Below are 19,161 nucleotides of genomic sequence, written 5' to 3' on the forward strand. Positions count from 1 at the left end.
CTTGTAACTCCCTTCGGTAAGTACGAAAATCTTCGGCTATTATTCCAATTAATAGTCGTACATCGGTTGTGTTGATTTTATTCATTGATGGTATTTGAAGTCCTCAAACGAAGAAGGGTAAGCAGTGAAAATTCTGGTGACAGGGGCAACTGGGTTTGTCGGAAGTCAGTTACTTAAAGAGCTTATAACTAAACAATATGATGCAGTCGGTACCTCCCGGCGTTCAATCCCGGCAGAGTCGGACCTTGTTAACATTGGTGACATCTCTGAACAGACAGATTGGTCTATAGCATTAGTTGGGTGTGATGTGGTTGTTCACACTGCTGGTCGAGCGCACATGATGAACGACCAGGCAGATGATAAGTTGGCTGAGTTTCGTCGAGTCAACCGGGATGCAACCCTAAAATTAGCGCGTGATGCGCAGGCTGCAGGGGTTAAACACTTTATCTTTATCAGCTCGATAGGGGTTAATGGCAATACCACGACGAATGTGGCTTTTACAGAAACGTCAACTCCAAAACCCACCTCAGATTATGCTGTGTCCAAATTAGAGGCTGAATTAGCCTTATGTAATGAGTTCCGCAATACCTCTATGGCTATCACGATAATTCGTCCGGCATTAATTTGTGGTGAAAATGCGCCAGGTAATATCCGTCGCTTGCTCAAACTTGTTGAAAGTGGAATTCCTTTGCCGTTTAAAGGGATTAAAAATAAAAGAGGAATGGTTTCACTCAACAATGTTGTGAGTTTTATCATTGCTTGTATCGATAACCCGCTTTCAAAAAATGAGCTTTTCTTACTTGCAGATGTGGATAAACCTACAACGGAAGAGATTATTCGTTCATTTGCTGAAGGGATGAATAAACCGGCCCGAGTCGTTTGGTTCCCGTCATCTGTTTTGAAAGTTGGATTAAAAGTCATCAAAAAAGAAAATATTTATGAGCAACTCTTTGGCTCGCTAGATATTGATGCTAGCAAAGCATCTAACCTTCTTAACTGGGTGCCGCCAGTAAATATATATGAAAGTATGAAACAAACCGCAGCGTATTATAAGGGTGCAAAATAATGCAGGTAATGAGTATAGCCGTAGCCATTTTTATTTTCTCATTTGTGTTTACCTGGTGTATTCGAATTTATGCACTAAAAAACAATGTGATAGATATCCCTAATCAGAGAAGCTCACATTCAGTTCCGACCCCACGTGGCGGAGGCGTTGCTATTGTTGTAGCCTTTTTGATTGGCGTCATTGTGCTAAAGATTATAGGTGCTGTGACATTGGCGCAAATGTTGTCTTTGTTTATTGCCGGATTTGTTACTGCAGTTGTGGGGTTTCTTGACGATCATGGACACATCGCGGCGCGCTGGCGTTTATTAATGCATTTCCTTGCTGCGGCTGCGGGGTTATTTTTCTTAGGGCAGTTCCCAGCGATTGATCTTTTTGGTTATCAATTTTCCGCAGGTTTGGTGGGAATGATTTTCGGATTGGTTTACCTTGCATGGATGTTGAATCTCTATAATTTTATGGATGGTATTAATGGGTTGGCCAGTATGGAAACCATTTTCTTTGCATTTGCCTCAAGTGTAGTTATTGCATTTTCAGTACCGAATGCCATGGAAACCAGCCAGGTTGCAATTTTATCTCTGTTAGGTTGTGCAGCACTTGGGTTTATTTTTTGGAACTTCCCGAAAGCAAAAATTTTTATGGGTGATGCTGGTAGCGGATTCCTGGGTATTACTATCGGTTTAATAGTCCTGCATGTGTCATTACTCGATAGCAAACTATTTCTTGCTGAAATATGCCTATTAGGTGTGTTTATTGTTGATGCAACGACGACATTGCTTCGTAGATTGATTGCTGGGAAGAAAGTTTATGAAGCACATGCTAGTCATACCTATCAAATTCTTGCTCGCAAATATGGTTCACACAAACCGGTAACAATAGGTGCTTTTATCATTAACGTCGTGTGGTTGTTCCCTATTGCGCTACTGATCTCCTCTGGAAAAGTTACTGGCGTTGTTGGTGTGATTATTGCGTGGTTACCATTACTTATTGCTGCATATCGCAGTGGTGCAGGGGTTAAGGATAAGGTTTAGTGACAAGTGAAAAAAAATTTACTAATTCTCGGTGCAGGCGGGCATGGGCGTTGTATCGCTGAAGTTGCAGCGCTAACAGGGGAGTATTCGCAAGTAGATTTCCTTGATGATTCATGGCAAACCGAGGCCGAACAGGTATCAAACATCATAGGACGGATGGAACATCTCGCTGAGCATAAATATGCATTTAGCCATATCATTATCGGTGTTGGTAATAATAGTGTCAGGGAGAAGTTACAAGCCGAAGTGCTTGCACAAAGCATGAACCTTGCTACGTTAGTTCATCCTACCGCTTTTATCAGCCCTTCAGCACAAATTGGCAGAGGTACAGTTGTGTTTGCAGGTGTTGTCATAGGACCCAACACTCGAGTCGGAGATAACGTAATCGTTAATTGCAACTCAACGATTGATCACGATGGATTCGTGGATGACTTTGCGCATTTAGGTGTTGGAGTGCAATTGGCTGGAAGTAGCCAAATAGGTAGAAGTGTGTTCATTCAGGCCGGTTCATGTGCTGGCTTTGGCGCAGTTGCTGAGCCCTACGCTGTCTTTGCGCCAGGGTCAGTATTGAAATCACGAGTATGATACTCAGAAGATAATTGGTTAAAACTATGCTTACGTATTTGCTGTCATTGCCAAGACCTTTGAAAAGACTTATCACGCTAGCTATTGATACCGTCCTTTTACTTTGTGCTTTCTGGTTCGCATTTTGGGTGCGCATTGACTCGATGACCCCACTGACCAGTTGGCCACATTGGGGCCTCATTTTTTCGATTGTCGGTGTTACGTTACTCTTCTTCATCAAGCTGGGCCTGTATCGCGCGGTTATTCGCTATATCACGGCTAAAATATTGGTGGCAGTTGCAATTGGGATGGTTGCTTCAGCCGTTCTTCTTATAATTGCCGCGTTTTACACCAATATTTATCTGCCTCGTACCATTCCGTTCATCTATTTCTCATTCGGTCTACTCATGATTGCGGGTTCCCGTCTTGCATTAAGGATGGTAATCAACCGCAGTTTGAAACTGGGTACCAAAATTATTATTTATGGTGCGGGTGCCTCTGGACGCCAACTATTACCTGCACTGAGCCAGGCTGCGGAATATTTCCCAGTAGCTTTTGTGGATGATAATCCTCGATTGCAGGGCAGTGTCATGCATGGGGTGACCGTTTATCCTCCAGAAAAACTGGCTTGGCTAGTTGAAAAATATGAAGTGAAGAAAATCCTTCTTGCTATGCCAAGTGCCAGCCGTTCGCGTAAAAATGCGGTTATTCAGATGCTTGAAGGATTACCCTGCGAAGTGTTGTCTATACCGGGCATGGTAGATCTGGTTGAGGGAAAAGCCAGAATCGACAGTTTGCGGAAAGTGTCGATTACCGATTTGCTTGGACGAGATCCAGTTGCCCCTGTGCCTGAGCTTATTGCCCGAAACATCACAGCAAAAGTTGTCATGGTCACTGGTGCAGGTGGTTCAATTGGGTCAGAACTTTGTCGGCAGATTTTACAAAATAGTCCAAAAGTATTGGTCCTCTATGAGATGTCCGAGTTTTCGCTATATGCCATCGAGCGAGAGCTTTCGACCTACCTTTCTACACATTCACTTGATATTGCTCTGTACCCAGTACTTGGCAATGTTCAGGATCAGGAACATGTTGAACGAGTTTTAAAAAGTTTCCATGTTGAAACTATTTATCATGCTGCGGCTTATAAACATGTTCCTTTGGTTGAATATAATGTCGCCGATGGTGTGCGTAACAACGTGTTTGGCACATTATCTTGCGCGAAAGCTGCAATTAACTGCCAGGTTGATAATTTTGTATTAATTTCAACAGATAAGGCCGTACGCCCAACAAATACCATGGGGGCGACTAAACGTATGGCTGAACTGGTTCTGCAAGCTTTATCTGCACAAGGCTCATCCACGTGTTTTAGTATGGTGCGTTTTGGGAATGTATTAGGTTCATCAGGCTCGGTTGTACCTTTGTTTGAAAAGCAAATTGACACTGGAGGCCCGATAACACTGACACACCCGGATATCATTCGTTATTTTATGACTATCCCTGAAGCAGCTCAGTTAGTTATACAAGCAGGTGCGATGGGTAACGGTGGTGATGTCTTCGTATTAGATATGGGCGAACCAGTTAAAATTATCGATCTGGCACATCGGATGGTGACATTAAGTGGTTTAACGGTACGGGATGAACATCATCCTGATGGTGACATTGAGATTAAAACCACAGGCTTACGTCCTGGTGAAAAGCTTTTTGAAGAGTTATTGATCGGTGAAAATGTCTCTGTTACGCAGCATCCACGAATTTTAACTGCTAATGAAGTTATGCTCCCGTGGGAGGAACTCAATGATTACATTGAAGAATTAAATATAGCCTGTAGTCATTTTGATCAAAAACGTATCAGAGAGTTATTGCTGAAAGCGCCTACAGGTTTCAAACCGACAGATGAAATCTGCGATGTAATATGGAAGCAAGCAAAGTAACTATTACGAAACTATAAGTAATAAAAAAGCCGGTATGGAAAATCCATACCGGCTTTTATATTTTAAATAATAGCGCTTAGTTAATAGCAAAATAGCTGGTATTAAGCAGCATCTCTAACGGTGCTGGTTGCGTTACGGCTTCGCCAAAAATCAGGTCGATACCTAAACCTGAAAGGGTATCCATCACCATTGGCAAGTCTGCCGGGCCGGCGATAGTTTGCAGCGACTGGCGCTGTGCGTGGCCGTGAATGATGGTCACCATCATTTCGTCCATCAGGTTGCAATGCACGTTCTGAATCAGCTCTTCATCCACGATGATGTAGCTGAAACATTGGCGTGAAACGCGTTTAAAGATATCCAGATCGCGGCTGACATTGCTTAGGATTAGCTGACAACCGCTGTCGTGCAATCTTTGCAGGTTTCTGCCGATCTTCTCATCTTCACTTTGCAGCGCTTCGCAATGCACCATCAAGTGTAACAAGCGTTCTGGCAGAGCACTGCGGGACAAACGCTCCAGCAACTCGTCTATAACTCTGTCAGTGGCGAGGCTGTGGGTGGAAAGGGCGAGTGCTATGCCAAAGCCCTTGTTTGCGACTTGTTGGGAAAATTTGCTGAAGAATTCATTAAATATCCGCAGATCGAGTGCACATTGCAGCTCTTTGTCGGTTACTGCCGCACGGAATTTTGACTCATCAATAACCACATCGTCGCTTCCCCAGAAACGTAACGATACCAGGTAGAAACTGGTTGATTCAGGAACTCGCGGTGGGGCAACACCTCTTGCCACCATCAAAATTGGATTCTCATTGATGATGCGTTTTTGCTCTTCCAGAGACATCTCCTGACTGTCTTTGCGAATATCATGCTGAGAAGACTCAAACACTGATACCCGGCCACGACCGCTATTTTTCGAGGCATAACAGGCGATATCCGCCTGAGAAAGCACTTCAGACGCGAGTCTGTTATCGGCGTCAATTTGGGTTATCCCAGCGCTGGCGCCGATACGATGTAAACGGCCATTCCAGGTAAAGTGATAATCATTGATGCTTTGAATGATACGCTCAGAAATATGACGCGCATTGTCCGCGGAGCAGTCCGGAAGTAGCAGACCAAATTCATCACCACCCAGACGAGCCAGGAAGTCGCCGGTGCGTAACATGCTGAGCATTAAGGACGAAAGTTCTCGTAACAGCGCATCCCCAGCTGCGTGGCCAGCTGTGTCGTTGACTGCTTTAAAGCGGTCAAGATCGATGAACACCAGAGCGTGGCGTTGACGATTTTCTCCGGCGCTTTGCAGCAAGCGTTTAAGGTGGCTTTCGAAACTGGCACGGTTTGCCAGGTGTGTAAGCCCGTCGTGCGAGGCGCTATAGCTCAGCTGTTTGAGCATTTTGCGAGACTCGGTCACATCCTGAATAACCAGCACCGAACCGATGCTTTGCCCATCAAGTGTGGTTAACGGTGTAATGCTGTAATGGATATCGTAACTGCCACCGTTACGGCAATGCAGAACCACGTCGTGCTCGATGGTGGTGCGCGAATAATCACCGCTGTGAATATTCTCCATCACCGGCCCATTATCACCGAACGTGATGTGCAAAATAGTCAGAATATGCTGGCCTATTGCTTGCTGCTGAGGCCAGCCGCTGAGCTTCTCGGCGATAGGGTTCATAAAGGTGATATTCATATCAACATCGGTACAAATCACCGCTTCGCCAATCGAGTCCAGCGTGATGTGCAGGCGTTCTTTTTCCTGATACAACGCTTCGTTCAGCTGTTTGACTTCCGTCATGTCCATGTTGATGCCCAGCAGACGCTCGACATCACCATTTTTGTTCAACACTCGATTTGCCAGTGAGCGAATGTGGCGAACCCCATCTTTGACATGGATGCGATATTCCATTTTGAACGGCACGCGAGCCTTCAAGGCCTCATGGACTGTTTTCTCAGCCGATGGCGCATCTTCAGGAACAATACATTCAAGCCACAGGGAGTAGGTGGGTTTTACATGCGCCGGGACTTCATAGAGATCAAACATACGTTTATCCCAACTGATCACATCAGTGCCCAGGTCCCATTCCCATATCCCAATTCCACCCGCTTCGTTGGCAAGCGTGATGCGTTCCATCAGGCGTTTATTAACCCACTCGGTGTGCTTAAGGTCGTTAATATCTTCGATTTGGGCGATTAAATAGAGTGGTGAACCGTCGATGTCGCGCACGATGGAAACGGCCAGCAATGCCCACACCACATCCCCTTTGCTGGTGTAGTAGCGCTTCTCCATCGAATAGCTATTGATACTACCGCTTACTAGCATATTGAGCTGTTGTAAGTCAGCGTGTAAATCTTCCGGATGAGTGATTTGCTGGAAGGTCAGCGAGCGTAGTTGCTCTGCCGTATAACCCAAAAATTTGCTAAGCGATTTGTTGACTTGCAACCATTGACCATCGGTTGATACCAGCGCCATGCCGATGGCAGAATATTCCATTGCGTTACGAAAACGCGCTTCACTTTCCGTGATGTGTTTACGTTCTTCACGAAACGAATACATCACCATCGTCATCACGTTGGCGGGTAATAAAATCATCAAGAAAGGCAACCAGGGGGCATTTTCCATTATGGTGGTGTGAGGCTGCTGAATGGTTGTGGCGTGAGTTGCCATCATTAATGAGACAATCATCAAGGTGCCGAGGAAAACAATGAAGGCTTCCAGACGAGGCAGCCGAATAGCGCTCCACATCAGAAAAACAATAATAAAAGTAAACGGCCATGGCATATAACGCAGTGCCAGGTAACTCAATGACAGAGTAATGACAAAAGTGAATATTGTTTCAATCAATAGTTTCGGATTTTTATGGCGTAATAAATAGTTGGGCTTAAACAATAATGCTGTCGGAACAAAGGCCAGAGCAGCAATAGTTTCAGACAAAATCCAGACGAAAAAGGTTTTTACGAAACTCCCAATACCAGAATCGTCTAACCATACGGCCAGCACCCCACCAATTACGGGCGGAATTATCGCGCTACAAATAACCAGTTGCACCCAATTGTTTAGGTTTTGCAATGGGTTGTGCTGTGGCAACATACGGCGCATTAATGATGCGCCCACTAGCGCCTCAATTATATTGATTGCCGTATAGCCGAGATTAATGTCATTTAGGGGCTGTAAAATCATGGAAGCACTCAAGCTTCCCAGTGCGCAAACCACAATTACCATCGGCCATTGGCGCAAAGGATTGCGGAACAATGCCACCATAATGACGGAGGTTGGGAACCATAACGGCGCTAAAACGGTACCAACCAGAGATAATTCCAGTGAGTAATAAGTAAAAATAAAGCTTAAAAACCCTAATCCCACGGGCAATACGAAGGGAGGTAATGCGATTAACTCTTTTGCGCTTTGTTTGATCATTACCACAAATCCGTTAAGGCGTGCCGCCAGGTGCCATGCCCGGATGCAAATAAAAAGATAAGTTTCGGTTTATGCTAGTACAAACAATTTACAATTCCTATGTAGTCTGGTCATAATTTAACATTAAGGAGTAATAAAAAGTGATATTTGACATACTTATTTTCACTGCTTAAGAATAGCCTTTTTATTTGAGTGGTTATCCCTTCGTTTCTAACCGTTAGCTAAAATCACCCGAGAGAACGCATTACTCTGGTATCAGCAGGCGGATCTCCCTATAATTGCCGCGTTTGACGCCTTTCGCGTCGCCCTTCCTCAACATTTAAGTCAACAAGGCTCGTTACAACATGACTGACAAGTCCCATCAATGCGTCATCATCGGGATAGCCGGTGCGTCGGCTTCAGGAAAAAGTCTTATTGCCAGCACACTGTATCGCGAACTGCGTGATCAGGTTGGTGATGAACACATTGGTGTCATTCCAGAAGACAGTTACTACAAAGATCAAAGCCATCTTTCGATGGAAGAACGAGTTAAGACCAACTACGACCATCCAAACGCGATGGACCACAACTTGCTATTCCAGCATTTACAAATGCTTAAATCCGGTAGCCCAATTGAACTTCCGGTCTACAGCTACGTGGAACATACCCGTACCGGTAATACCGTTCACTTAATGCCGAAGAAAGTCATTATTCTGGAAGGGATTTTGTTGCTGACGGATGCCCGTCTGCGTGAAGAGATGAACTTCTCCATTTTTGTTGATACGCCGCTGGATATTTGCCTGATGCGCCGTATGAAACGTGATGTTAACGAACGTGGCCGTTCAATGGACTCTGTGATGGCCCAATACCAGAAAACCGTTCGTCCAATGTTCTTACAATTCATCGAACCTTCCAAGCAGTATGCCGATATCATCGTACCGCGTGGGGGGAAAAATCGTATCGCCATTGATATCCTCAAGGCGAAAATCAGCCAGTTCTTTGAATAACCATCTGGCATAACTGCCCCTGGCGAGTGCGTTCTTGCGCCTCGCTCGCAAAAAAATAATGTATTCCCTATATTTACCCGTCGTAGCGTGGCTATCTCAGGCTTGCTGTGGCAGGGTAAACAAAACTGAGCATGAGATAAGGAGCATCACTGATGCGTTTGTGTGACCGCGATATAGAAGCCTGGCTTGATGACGGGCGCTTAACGATTACCCCTCGTCCGCCAGTTGAACGCATCAGTGGTGCCACCGTTGATGTGCGTCTGGGGAACAAATTCCGTACCTTCAGCGGCCATACCGCACCGTTTATTGACTTAAGTGGCCCGAAAGATGAAGTAAGCGAAGCGCTTGAGCGGGTGATGAGTGACGAGATTGTCCTCAAAGAAGGCGAAGCTTTCTACCTGCACCCGGGTGAGCTGGCCTTGGCTGTAACGTTTGAGTCCGTCCGCCTTCCTGCCGATTTAGTTGGTTGGTTAGATGGGCGTTCATCTTTGGCGCGTTTGGGCTTGATGGTTCACGTCACCGCACACCGTATCGATCCAGGCTGGCATGGTTGCATCGTGCTGGAGTTCTATAATTCCGGTAAGCTGCCATTGGCTTTACGCCCTGGTATGATGATTGGCGCGTTGAGCTTCGAGCCACTTTCAGGCCCAGCAGCACGCCCGTATAACAGCCGCCAGGACGCGAAATATCGCGATCAGCAAGGGGCTGTAGCAAGCCGTATTGATAAGGACTGAGTTACCATCTGTATGGGGAATGTATGAGACGATTACTTACCACGCTGATGATTTTGCTGGTCGTTCTGGTTGCTGGCCTTTCTGCGTTGGTGTTGTTGGTTAATCCAAATGATTTTCGTGCATATATGGTGCGCCAGGTTGAATCTCGCAGTGGCTATCAGCTGAATTTAGACGGTTCGCTGCGATGGCATGTCTGGCCACAACTCAGTATTTTATCAGGGCGCATGTCGTTGACAGCACCAGGGGCCAGCCAGCCTTTGGTCAGTGCTGATAACATGCGTCTGGACGTTGCTTTATTGCCGCTATTATCCCATCAGCTACAAGTTAAACAGGTGATGCTCAAAGGTGCGGTGATTCAACTCACGCCGCAGACTGAAGAGCGTCGCCCGAAAGATGCTCCGGTTGAACCATCAACCACCATTTCTCCGCCTGAAGAAGAGCGCGGTTGGTCTTTTGATATCGCTAAGTTAAAAGTTGCCGACAGCGTGCTGGTGTTCCAGCATGACGGTGATGAACAAATCACGGTGCGCGATATCAATCTGCAAATGGAACAGAACGATAAAAAACAGGCGCACATCGAACTGAGCAGCCGTATTAACCGTGACCAGCGCGATCTGAATCTATCGCTGGTGGCCAGTCTTGATGCCAGCAATTACCCACAGCAGTTAAGCGCCAATATCTCGCAGCTTGATTACCAACTGCAGGGGGCAGACCTTCCTGCGAAAGGAATAGCGGGCAGCGGTATCTTCATGGCTCGCTGGATTGAGGCACAGCACAGACTTGAACTCAATCAATTGCAACTGACCGCCAACGACAGTGATTTGCAAGGTAACGCGAGTGTCGTACTGGAAGAAAAACCTCAGTGGGTGCTCGATCTACATGCAAATAAATTGAATCTGGATGGTCTGGTTGCCGGCAATGCAGTAACCGATAACAAAGTTGTGCAACAAGCACAGCAGCAAACAACCTTACCGCGCCCAGTTATCGCTTCCGGTATTGACGATTCCAGTTACCAGTACCTGCGTGGCTTTAGTGCACAGGTTAAAATTGCCGCCGCCAGCGTGCGTTGGCGAGGGCTGGACTTCGCCGATGTTCAATCAGCTATCGACAACCAGTACGGCCTGTTGACGGTATCAGAACTGACCGGGAAATTTGGGAAAGGCAGCATGTCGTTCCCAGGTCAACTGGATGCACGCCAGAAACAATCTCAGTTAACTTTCCAGCCGAAAGTGTCAGATATTGAGATTGGGCCGATTCTTACTGCGTTCGACTATCCTATTGCGTTGTCAGGATTGTTATCAATGGAAGGGGAGTTTAGCGGCGACAAGCTCAACGCAGATGCCTTCCGCCATACCTGGCAGGGCGATGCAAGCATCACTATGTTGCATACAACCATGCAGGGTATGAACTTCCAGCAGCTGATTCATCAGGCGGTTGCACGTAGCAATAGCGATGTGCAAGGCCTGCAAACCTATGACAACGTCACCTCACTTGATAGCTTCTCGGCGCAGGCAAACCTCGATAACGGTGAGCTGATACTCGATAAAATGGAAGGCAAATCATCCGTGCTGTCACTCTCAGGGAAAGGGTCGCTGGATCTGGTTAAACAGCAGTGCGACACCCAGTTTAATGTCACCGTACTCGGCGGCTGGAAAGGGGACAGCAAACTGATTGATGTACTGAAAACGACGCCAATTCCACTGCGTGTTTATGGCCAATGGCAGAAACTGAATTACTCATTACAAGCCGATCAGGTGCTGCGTAAACAGTTGCAGGGTGAAGCAAAACGTCGTCTGAATGATTGGTTAGAAAAGCATAAAGACAGCAGCAAATCGAAAGATGTGAAAGAGTTGCTGGATAAGCTGTAATTCGAGTTGTTTAAAAAAAGAGAGAACCTTAAGGTTCTCTCTTTTTTTTCCTTCTTACACTTCAAAATCCAGGTCGTCCTCGTTTTTAAGCGGGATAATTTGCACTTTCTGCACCCGATGGCTTTCAACCTGTAGCGTGCGAAACATAAAATCGCCCACCTGAACGGATTCTCCGGTGGCTGGAATATGCTGCAATAACTCCATCAGCAGCCCTGCGATTGTTTGATAGGTGCGTTTATCATCAAGCGGCAACGGCACATACTGGACTAAATCATCCAGCGGCATATGCCCGTTAGCTGTCCACGTCCCATCTGGGTTTTTCTGAATGTCATGGCGTGCATCGATTTCCTCGACCTCATTGGGCAAATTACCGGCGATGGTTTCCATTACGTCACTGAGTGTTACTACACCTTCTACTGAGCCAAATTCATCAACCACGAAGGCGAAGTGTGTTCGGGCATTGCGGAACTGCTCAAGTGCCGCCAATAAAGGCAACGTTTCCGGGAAGATAAGCGGCTGGCGAATTAACACTTCGAGGTTAAGCGGCTCACCTTTCAGCGATTGCTGGAGTAAATCAATAACGTGCACCACGCCCAAAATCTCATCGCCCTCGCCGGTAATGACCATGCGGGTATGCTGGTTTTTATCCAACAGCGTACGGATATGAGGTTCTGAGTTGCTGAGCTTGATGTGCTCAACGTCATGGCGAGAAGTCATAATACTGCTCACTGTGCGCTGATTCAGATTGAGCACGCGTTCAATCATCAACCGTTCTTGTGGTTCGAAAATTTCCGCTTGCTGAGAGTGGTCGGCAATCAACGACGCTGTTTGCGCATCCAGTTCAGCTTCTTCCTTCTTACCGTTCAATAAGCGCAGTACCGCTTCGGCAGTGCGTTGTCGCAACGATTGATCAGCGGATAAGAAGCGGCGACGGTTGAAGATGGCGAGCTGGTTCAGGCTCTCGATAATCACCGAGAAACCAATAGCGGCATACAAATAGCCTTTCGGAATATGGTAACCAAAGCCATCAGCTACCAGGCTAAAACCTATCATCAGCAGGAAGCTCAGGCAGAGAATGACAATGGTAGGGTGGTTGTTCACAAAGCGAGTCAGAGCTTTGCTGGCAAGCAGCATCAGGCAAATCGCAATAATCACCGCTGCCATCATGACGGGAAGATGGTCAACCATACCGACAGCAGTAATGACTGAATCGAGAGAAAACACCGCATCCAGAATCACAATCTGCGCGACTACCGGCCAGAACTGCGCGCCGCGCCGCTGAGTATGCGTTTCGCTGTCTTTGCCCTCAAGCCGTTCGTTAAGTTCAACGGTGGCTTTGAACAGTAAAAACAACCCGCCGAACAGCATTATCAGATCCCGCGCGCTAAACGCGAAATTACCGATATAAAACAGTGGTTTTGTCAGCGTGACTAGCCAGGAGATAGAGGCCAGCAATAGCAAACGCATCAACATAGCAAGGATGAGCCCCGTAACGCGTGCCCGGTCACGTTGGGCCGGGGGAAGTTTCTCGGCAAGTATCGCGATAAACACCAAATTATCGATACCGAGAACCAACTCAATAACGACCAGTGTTACTAGCCCTGCCCAGATTGAAGGATCTGCAATCCATTCCATACGCTTTACTGCACCTCGTATAAAATGACAAATGTCACAATGAAATCATGGGTAATCGATGGGGAAATTGCAATATCAGAGAGGGGAGAAATCTAGCTTAGCTTAATATTTGAATTGTAGTGAGCTTAATTCCTCGTAATAACCAAGGTAAATAGTTAATTGAATTCAGTAATTATGGAGTATTGTTTTTTATTATAATAAGAATTACATGAGATATATCTGTATATCATGTTGCGACGTATCAGCTATTAATTTTCTGTCAATATAAAGAAATTCCTAAAGGCGTGTAATTGTGCTGTTAATATTATTCTTAAAAGTCCTGATATCGTGTCGTAGCGCCTTGCCTGATATTGGGTTAGCTGCAACAATCGATATCGTTCTCTGATAATAGATGTTTTTTTATATTCTTTGAAGCCGTGGTATTTAACCTGGTGGCGCTGAGCTTATCTCCTAAGATAAATTTTTGGAGTTAATGCTCTCTAATTCCATCTCCTATAAATTGTCTTTTTTCAGTGGGTTGGTGACTGTAAGCCAGGGGCGGTAGCATGCTCGAAAGTCAGGAAATAAGCCTTAATTATTCTGTCAATAGGATGTCTGGAAATAAGTATTTTTTTAGGAGTGATGCCAGTTATATCAATCGGCATGTAGGTTTAAATTCATACCTCGCACCACATTCATAAACCTAACGAGTCACTTATTCTATTCGCTCAGGATAATTACTCTGCCATAGTGATAAATACTCAATGATAAAATATAAACTTAAATTGATGCCTTTATTGGTGTCGGTAACCCTTATGAGTGGTTGCACAGTGCTCCCCGGTAGCAATATGTCTACAGTAGGGAAGGATGTTATCAAGCAGCAAGATTCAGATTTTAACTTGGACCGCATGGTTAACGTCTATCCGTTAACACCGCGTCTGGTTGAGCAATTACGCGTACGTCCTCCGGTTGCTCAACCAAATATCGCGCTCGACCAGGAAATTTCCGCCTACCAATATCGTGTTGGTCCAGGCGACGTCCTTAATATCACCGTCTGGGATCACCCAGAGCTCACCACGCCTGCGGGCCAGTACCGTAGCTCGAGCGATGCAGGTAACTGGGTTCAGTCTGACGGCACCATGTTCTATCCCTACGTTGGCAAAGTAAAAGTCACCGGGAAAACATTGGCTGAAATTCGTAGTGATATTACCAGCCGCCTTGCGACGTACATTGCTGACCCGCAGGTGGACGTTAATATCGCTGCGTTCCGTTCCCAAAAAGCCTATGTTTCAGGCCAGGTCAACAAATCAGGCCAGCAGCCAATTACCAACGTCCCACTCACTATTCTGGATGCGGTTAACGCCGCAGGCGGTCTGACGGATATGGCCGACTGGCGTAATGTCGTGCTGACGCACAACGGCCAGGAGAAACGTATTTCCCTGCAAGCCTTGATGCAAAACGGCGACCTGAGCCAGAACCATCTCCTTTATCCCGGCGACATCCTCTTTGTTCCGCGCAATGACGATTTGAAAGTGTTTGTCATGGGCGAAGTGAAGAAACAGACCACCCTGAAAATGGACTTCAGCGGTATGACGCTGACCGAAGCCCTCGGCCAGGCCGAAGGTCTTGATATGAGCGCATCGAACGCCAGCGGGATATTTGTGATTCGCCCACTCAAAGAGAAGCAGGGCGGCAAAATTGCCAACATTTACCAACTTGATATGTCGGATGCGACATCGCTGGTAATGGGCACTGAATTCCAGTTGCAGCCATACGATGTGGTGTATGTGACTACCGCACCTGTCACGCGTTGGAATCGCCTGATCAACCAACTGCTGCCAACCATCAGTGGCGTTCGTTATATGACGGATACCGCCAAAGATATCCATACCTGGTAACGCGCTATGTTCAACAAAATTCTGGTTGTATGTGTGGGAAATATTTGCCGTTCTCCAACCGCTGAACGGTTGCTGAAAAGCTATCACCCGAATCTGACCGTGATGTCTGCGGGGCTCGGGGCGTTAGTGGGAAAAGAGGCTGATATCGGTGCCGTTCGTGTGGCACAACAGCATAACCTCTCGCTTGAGGGCCATTGTGCAAAACAGGTATCCGGAAAAATGTGCCGTGAATACGACCTAATACTCGCGATGGAAAAACGCCATATTTCTGCACTTTGCGAAATGGCTCCAGAAATGCGCGGCAAAGTGATGCTTTTTGGTCACTGGGATGCGGAACGGGAAATTCCCGATCCGTATCGCAAAAGCCACGACGCTTTTGAAGCGGTATACGGTCTTCTGGACCTCAGCGCCCAGAAATGGGCTCACGCACTCAACGCTCATCAGGGATAACAATGACAGAAAAATCACGCCGTTCGAGCGCCCCGACTGAGGGCAATGATGAAATTGATATCGGCCGATTGTTTGGTACGGTACTTGAGGCCCGCTGGTGGGTTTTAGGGATCACGGCAATCTTTGCTTTATTGGCTGTGGTCTATGCGATGTTTGCCACGCCAATTTATAAAGCTGATGCGCTGGTACAAATCGAACAAAACGCCGGTAACTCACTGGTCAATGACATTAGCTCTGCGCTATCTAACAAACCACCTGCTTCTGCTGCGGAAATGCAGCTGATTCAGTCTCGCCTGGTGCTAGGTAAAACTGTCGACGATCTCAACCTTGATATCTCAGTCGATAAAAACAGCTTCTGGCTGTTGGGTGCCGGTTGGGACAGATTGCAAGGCCACCAGAATGACACCGTTATTGTCGACACCTTTAACCTTCCGACCGGTCAGGGTAAAAACATTTTCACCGTCGAAGTTCTGAGCCCAACACAATATTTGCTGACCAGCGATAACGGATTTAGCGCCAAAGGGCAAGTTGGACGACCGCTGAATCAAGGTGGCATCACGATGAACGTGAGCGCTATCAAAGCGCAAGTGGGCGATACCTTCACGGTAACCAAATATTCAACGCTTGGCATGATAAACCAACTTCAGGGTAACCTGACGGTGGCCGAAAATGGCAAAGATACGGGAGTGTTGAGCCTGTCTTACACTGGCGAAGATCCAGCCAGGATCCGCGACATTCTGGACAGCATCACGCGTAATTATCTTGAACAGAACGTGCAGCGTAAATCCGAAGAAGCGGCGAAAAGTCTTAAATTCCTCGCCGAACAGTTGCCGGAAGTGCGCACTCGTCTTGATGCTGCGGAAAACAAACTCAATGCTTATCGCCAGCAACAAGACTCGGTTGATCTGTCGCTTGAGGCAAAATCTGTCCTCGACACCATGGTGAACATTGATGCGCAACTCAACGAGTTGACCTTCAAAGAGGCAGAAATTTCCAAGCTGTATACCAAAGTTCACCCGGCGTATCGCACGCTGTTGGAAAAACGTCAAACTCTGGAAGAGGAAAAAGCACGCCTGAATGGGCGTGTAACGGCGATGCCGAAAACGCAGCAAGAAATCGTGCGTTTAACGCGTGACGTGGAATCTGGCCAGCAGGTTTACATGCAGCTGCTAAATAAACAGCAAGAACTGAAAATTACTGAGGCCAGCACCGTTGGTGATGTACGTATCGTTGACCCAGCGATTGCCCAGCCAGGCATGGTCAAACCACAACGCGCGCTGATTATACTCGGCAGCATCATTCTGGGCCTGATGTTATCTATCATGGGCGTGCTGTTACGTTCCTTGTTTAACCGTGGTATTGAAAGCCCGGCGGTACTGGAAGAAGCGGGAATTGGTGTTTACGCCAGTATTCCTCTTTCTGAATGGCAAAAATCTCGTGACAACGCCATTGTGCGCAATGTCAAAGGGGCGAAGCGGAATAAGCAAAGCCAACTTTTGGCAGTGGGTAATCCGACGGATTTGGCCATTGAGGCGATTCGAAGCCTGCGTACCAGTCTGCACTTCGCCATGATGCAGGCATCGAACAATGTCCTGATGCTAACGGGCGTTAGCCCGTCTATAGGTAAAACCTTTGTCTGTGCCAACCTGGCGGCTGTTATCAGCCAGACCAACAAACGTGTGCTGCTAATCGATTGTGATATGCGCAAAGGCTATACCCACGAATTACTGGGCACCACCAATACCAATGGCCTTGCGGAAGTGTTGACCGGGCAGGCGGACATTACCCGCTGTGCCCAGAAAACCTCGGTGCCTAATTTTGACCTCGTTCCCCGTGGAACAGTGCCGTCGAATCCTTCTGAACTTCTGATGAGCGAGCGTTTTGGTGAGCTTGTGGCATGGGCAAGCAAGAATTACGACCTGGTGTTAATCGATACCCCGCCAATTCTTGCCGTCACTGATGCCGCCGTTGTCGGCCGCCATGCAGGCACCACGCTGATGGTGGCGCGTTATGCGGTTAACACGCTCAAAGAAGTCGAAACCAGTCTGAGCCGCTTCGAACAAAATGGCATCACCGTGCGCGGTGTAATCCTGAACTCTATCTTCCGCCGTGCGGCAGGTTATGAGGATTACGGTTACTACGAGTACGAATATAAATCTGACGCGAAATAAACGACGGTAACGTAATGCTCTCATCCTCGCCATCTACCTCATGGTGACGGTTGGGATGGGGGTAGTTTTACTTTCTCGTCATAACAAGACTTTTGGGGAGTGTCATGAATAACACTACATCGCGCCCACTTATTTCTATTTATATGCCTACCTGGAATCGCCAGCAGTTGGCTATTCGCGCCATTAACTCTGTGCTACGTCAGGATTACGAACACTGGGAAATGCTCATCGTTGACGACTGTTCTTCTTCATTTGAACAGCTTCAGCGTTTTGTTGAAGAGCTTGGCGATAAACGTGTGCGTTATATTCGCAACGATTTCAACTCCGGCGCTTGCTCGGTGCGCAATCAGGCCATCAGTCAGGCGAAGGGCGAGTTGATTACAGGTATCGATGACGATGATGAATGGACGCCCAACCGCCTGTCGGTATTTCTCGAGCACAAGCATCAACTGGTGACTCACGCCTTCTTATACGCCAATGACTACGTTTGCGAAGGGCAGGTGTATTCGCAACCTGCAAGTTTGCCTCTGTATCCAAAATCACCCTTTTCATTAAAGCTGTTTTATAAACGCAATATTATTGGCAATCAGGTCTTTACCTATGCCTCTCGCTTCAGAGCGTGCTTGTTTGATACAAGCCTTGCCGCAGCTCAGGATTACGATATTTTCCTGCGTATGGTGGTGGAGTACGGTCAACCATGGAAAGTGGAAGAAGCCACGCAAATTTTGCATATCAATCACGGCGAAATGCAGATAACCAAATCCCCGAAAAAGTTTGCCGGTTACTTTCACTTCTATCAAAAGCACAAAGATAAATTCGACCGTGCCAGCAAGAAATACCAACTGTTTACTCTCTACCAAATCCGCAATAAGCGTATGTCTTTACGCACGCTATTCGCACTGTTGAGCGTGCGTAATACCAAGCGTCTTGCTGATGGATTACGGGGGAAATAAACGTGCTTGAAGACCTAAAAGCAAACTCCTGGAGCCTGCGCCCCTGCTGCATGGTAATGGCTTATCGCATCGCACATTTTTGTTCGGTATGGCGTAAAAAAAACGTCATCAACAACCTCTGGGCAGCCCCGATAATCCTGTTTTACCGCTTTGTTACCGAATGTCTGTTTGGCTATGAAATCCAGGCGGGAGCGACCATCGGACGGCGCTTTACTATTCACCACGGTTACGCTGTCGTCATCAATAAATTCGTTGTCATTGGGGATGATTTCACCATCCGTCACGGCGTCACAATCGGAAATCGAAGCAAAAGCAATGATTGCCCGGTGATTGGCAACGGCGTTGAACTAGGTGCCAATGTGGTGATTATTGGTGATATCACGGTGGGTAATAACGTCGTCGTCGGCGCAGGAAGTGTGGTGCTGGATAACGTGCCAGATAACGCGCTGGTGGTGGGTGAGAAAGCGCGGATACGGATAAAGGTATAAA

General features: G+C 47.0%; 14 protein-coding genes. 12 read left to right on the plus strand and 2 right to left on the minus strand.

Going from position 1 to position 19,161, the window contains the following annotated elements:
* Window positions 1-124: 124 nt before the first annotated feature.
* From FH968_RS16085 to FH968_RS16100, 4 genes are all read left to right on the plus strand, one after another.
* Window positions 125-1,066, plus strand: coding sequence for an NAD-dependent epimerase/dehydratase family protein (locus FH968_RS16085; protein ID WP_139881335.1), 942 nt, complete (start codon window positions 125-127; stop codon window positions 1,064-1,066).
* On the plus strand, window positions 1,066-2,094 hold the full coding sequence (locus FH968_RS16090) for a glycosyltransferase family 4 protein (protein WP_139881337.1): 1,029 nt from the start codon (window positions 1,066-1,068) through the stop codon (window positions 2,092-2,094). Before FH968_RS16085 ends, FH968_RS16090 begins: the two co-directional genes overlap by 1 nt.
* 6 nt (window positions 2,095-2,100) lie before the next feature.
* Entirely contained in the window at window positions 2,101-2,679 is a 579-nt protein-coding gene (locus tag FH968_RS16095) for a sugar O-acyltransferase (protein WP_139881339.1), read from the plus strand.
* Between the two features lie 143 nt (window positions 2,680-2,822).
* Window positions 2,823-4,589: a polysaccharide biosynthesis protein gene (locus tag FH968_RS16100; RefSeq protein WP_370451518.1), complete on the plus strand. Its 1,767-nt coding sequence runs from the start codon at window positions 2,823-2,825 to the stop codon at window positions 4,587-4,589.
* A gap of 76 nt (window positions 4,590-4,665) precedes the next feature.
* Here FH968_RS16100 and FH968_RS16105 read toward each other — a convergent pair whose 3' ends face one another.
* Window positions 4,666-7,998, minus strand: a complete 3,333-nt coding sequence (locus FH968_RS16105; RefSeq protein ID WP_139881343.1) for a diguanylate cyclase — start codon at window positions 7,996-7,998, stop codon at window positions 4,666-4,668.
* A 344-nt stretch (window positions 7,999-8,342) separates the two neighbouring features.
* On the opposite strand from FH968_RS16105, the gene udk reads away from it, so the two are divergent.
* The 3 genes from udk (at window position 8,343) to asmA (ending at window position 11,586) form a co-directional block, all read left to right on the plus strand.
* Complete coding sequence (gene udk, locus FH968_RS16110; protein ID WP_139881345.1) at window positions 8,343-8,984, plus strand: uridine kinase; 642 nt, start codon at window positions 8,343-8,345, stop codon at window positions 8,982-8,984.
* 152 nt (window positions 8,985-9,136) lie between these two features.
* The gene (gene dcd / locus FH968_RS16115; protein WP_139881347.1) at window positions 9,137-9,718 is read left to right on the plus strand and encodes a dCTP deaminase; all 582 of its coding nucleotides are present in this window, start codon (window positions 9,137-9,139) and stop codon (window positions 9,716-9,718) included.
* Window positions 9,719-9,741: 23 nt separating this feature from the next.
* Window positions 9,742-11,586, plus strand: a complete 1,845-nt coding sequence (gene asmA, locus FH968_RS16120; protein WP_139881349.1) for an outer membrane assembly protein AsmA — start codon at window positions 9,742-9,744, stop codon at window positions 11,584-11,586.
* Window positions 11,587-11,640: 54 nt separating this feature from the next.
* Here asmA and FH968_RS16125 read toward each other — a convergent pair whose 3' ends face one another.
* Entirely contained in the window at window positions 11,641-13,221 is a 1,581-nt protein-coding gene (locus FH968_RS16125) for a TerC family protein (RefSeq protein ID WP_139881351.1), read from the minus strand.
* Between the two features lie 743 nt (window positions 13,222-13,964).
* On the opposite strand from FH968_RS16125, the gene FH968_RS16130 reads away from it, so the two are divergent.
* The 5 genes from FH968_RS16130 to wcaB all read left to right on the plus strand — a co-directional run bounded on the left by FH968_RS16130 (window position 13,965) and on the right by wcaB (window position 19,160).
* Window positions 13,965-15,098, plus strand: a complete 1,134-nt coding sequence (locus FH968_RS16130) for a polysaccharide export protein (RefSeq protein ID WP_139881353.1) — start codon at window positions 13,965-13,967, stop codon at window positions 15,096-15,098.
* Window positions 15,099-15,104: 6 nt separating this feature from the next.
* The gene (gene wzb / locus FH968_RS16135; RefSeq protein WP_139881356.1) at window positions 15,105-15,548 is read left to right on the plus strand and encodes a low molecular weight protein-tyrosine-phosphatase Wzb; all 444 of its coding nucleotides are present in this window, start codon (window positions 15,105-15,107) and stop codon (window positions 15,546-15,548) included.
* A 2-nt stretch (window positions 15,549-15,550) separates the two neighbouring features.
* The gene (gene wzc, locus FH968_RS16140; protein WP_139881358.1) at window positions 15,551-17,719 is read left to right on the plus strand and encodes a tyrosine-protein kinase Wzc; all 2,169 of its coding nucleotides are present in this window, start codon (window positions 15,551-15,553) and stop codon (window positions 17,717-17,719) included.
* A 104-nt stretch (window positions 17,720-17,823) separates the two neighbouring features.
* Window positions 17,824-18,672: a colanic acid biosynthesis glycosyltransferase WcaA gene (wcaA, locus tag FH968_RS16145; protein ID WP_139881360.1), complete on the plus strand. Its 849-nt coding sequence runs from the start codon at window positions 17,824-17,826 to the stop codon at window positions 18,670-18,672.
* A gap of 2 nt (window positions 18,673-18,674) precedes the next feature.
* Complete coding sequence (gene wcaB, locus FH968_RS16150) at window positions 18,675-19,160, plus strand: colanic acid biosynthesis acetyltransferase WcaB (protein ID WP_139881362.1); 486 nt, start codon at window positions 18,675-18,677, stop codon at window positions 19,158-19,160.
* The last annotated feature ends 1 nt before the right edge of the window (window position 19,161 follow it).

This window comes from Buttiauxella sp. B2 (genome assembly GCF_006376615.1).
In the GTDB taxonomy this organism is placed as follows: Bacteria; Pseudomonadota; Gammaproteobacteria; order Enterobacterales; family Enterobacteriaceae; genus Buttiauxella.

Coding starts and splice junctions, on each gene's coding strand:
- FH968_RS16090 (WP_139881337.1), top strand. CDS start 1,066: ATGCAGGTAATGAGTATAGCCGTAGCCATTTTTATTTTCTCATTTGTG.
- FH968_RS16100 (WP_370451518.1), top strand. CDS start 2,823: ATGACCCCACTGACCAGTTGGCCACATTGGGGCCTCATTTTTTCGATT.
- FH968_RS16105 (WP_139881343.1), bottom strand. CDS start 7,998: ATGATCAAACAAAGCGCAAAAGAGTTAATCGCATTACCTCCCTTCGTA.
- udk (WP_139881345.1), top strand. CDS start 8,343: ATGACTGACAAGTCCCATCAATGCGTCATCATCGGGATAGCCGGTGCG.
- dcd (WP_139881347.1), top strand. CDS start 9,137: ATGCGTTTGTGTGACCGCGATATAGAAGCCTGGCTTGATGACGGGCGC.
- asmA (WP_139881349.1), top strand. CDS start 9,742: ATGAGACGATTACTTACCACGCTGATGATTTTGCTGGTCGTTCTGGTT.
- FH968_RS16125 (WP_139881351.1), bottom strand. CDS start 13,221: ATGGAATGGATTGCAGATCCTTCAATCTGGGCAGGGCTAGTAACACTG.
- FH968_RS16130 (WP_139881353.1), top strand. CDS start 13,965: ATGATAAAATATAAACTTAAATTGATGCCTTTATTGGTGTCGGTAACC.
- wzb (WP_139881356.1), top strand. CDS start 15,105: ATGTTCAACAAAATTCTGGTTGTATGTGTGGGAAATATTTGCCGTTCT.
- wzc (WP_139881358.1), top strand. CDS start 15,551: ATGACAGAAAAATCACGCCGTTCGAGCGCCCCGACTGAGGGCAATGAT.
- wcaA (WP_139881360.1), top strand. CDS start 17,824: ATGAATAACACTACATCGCGCCCACTTATTTCTATTTATATGCCTACC.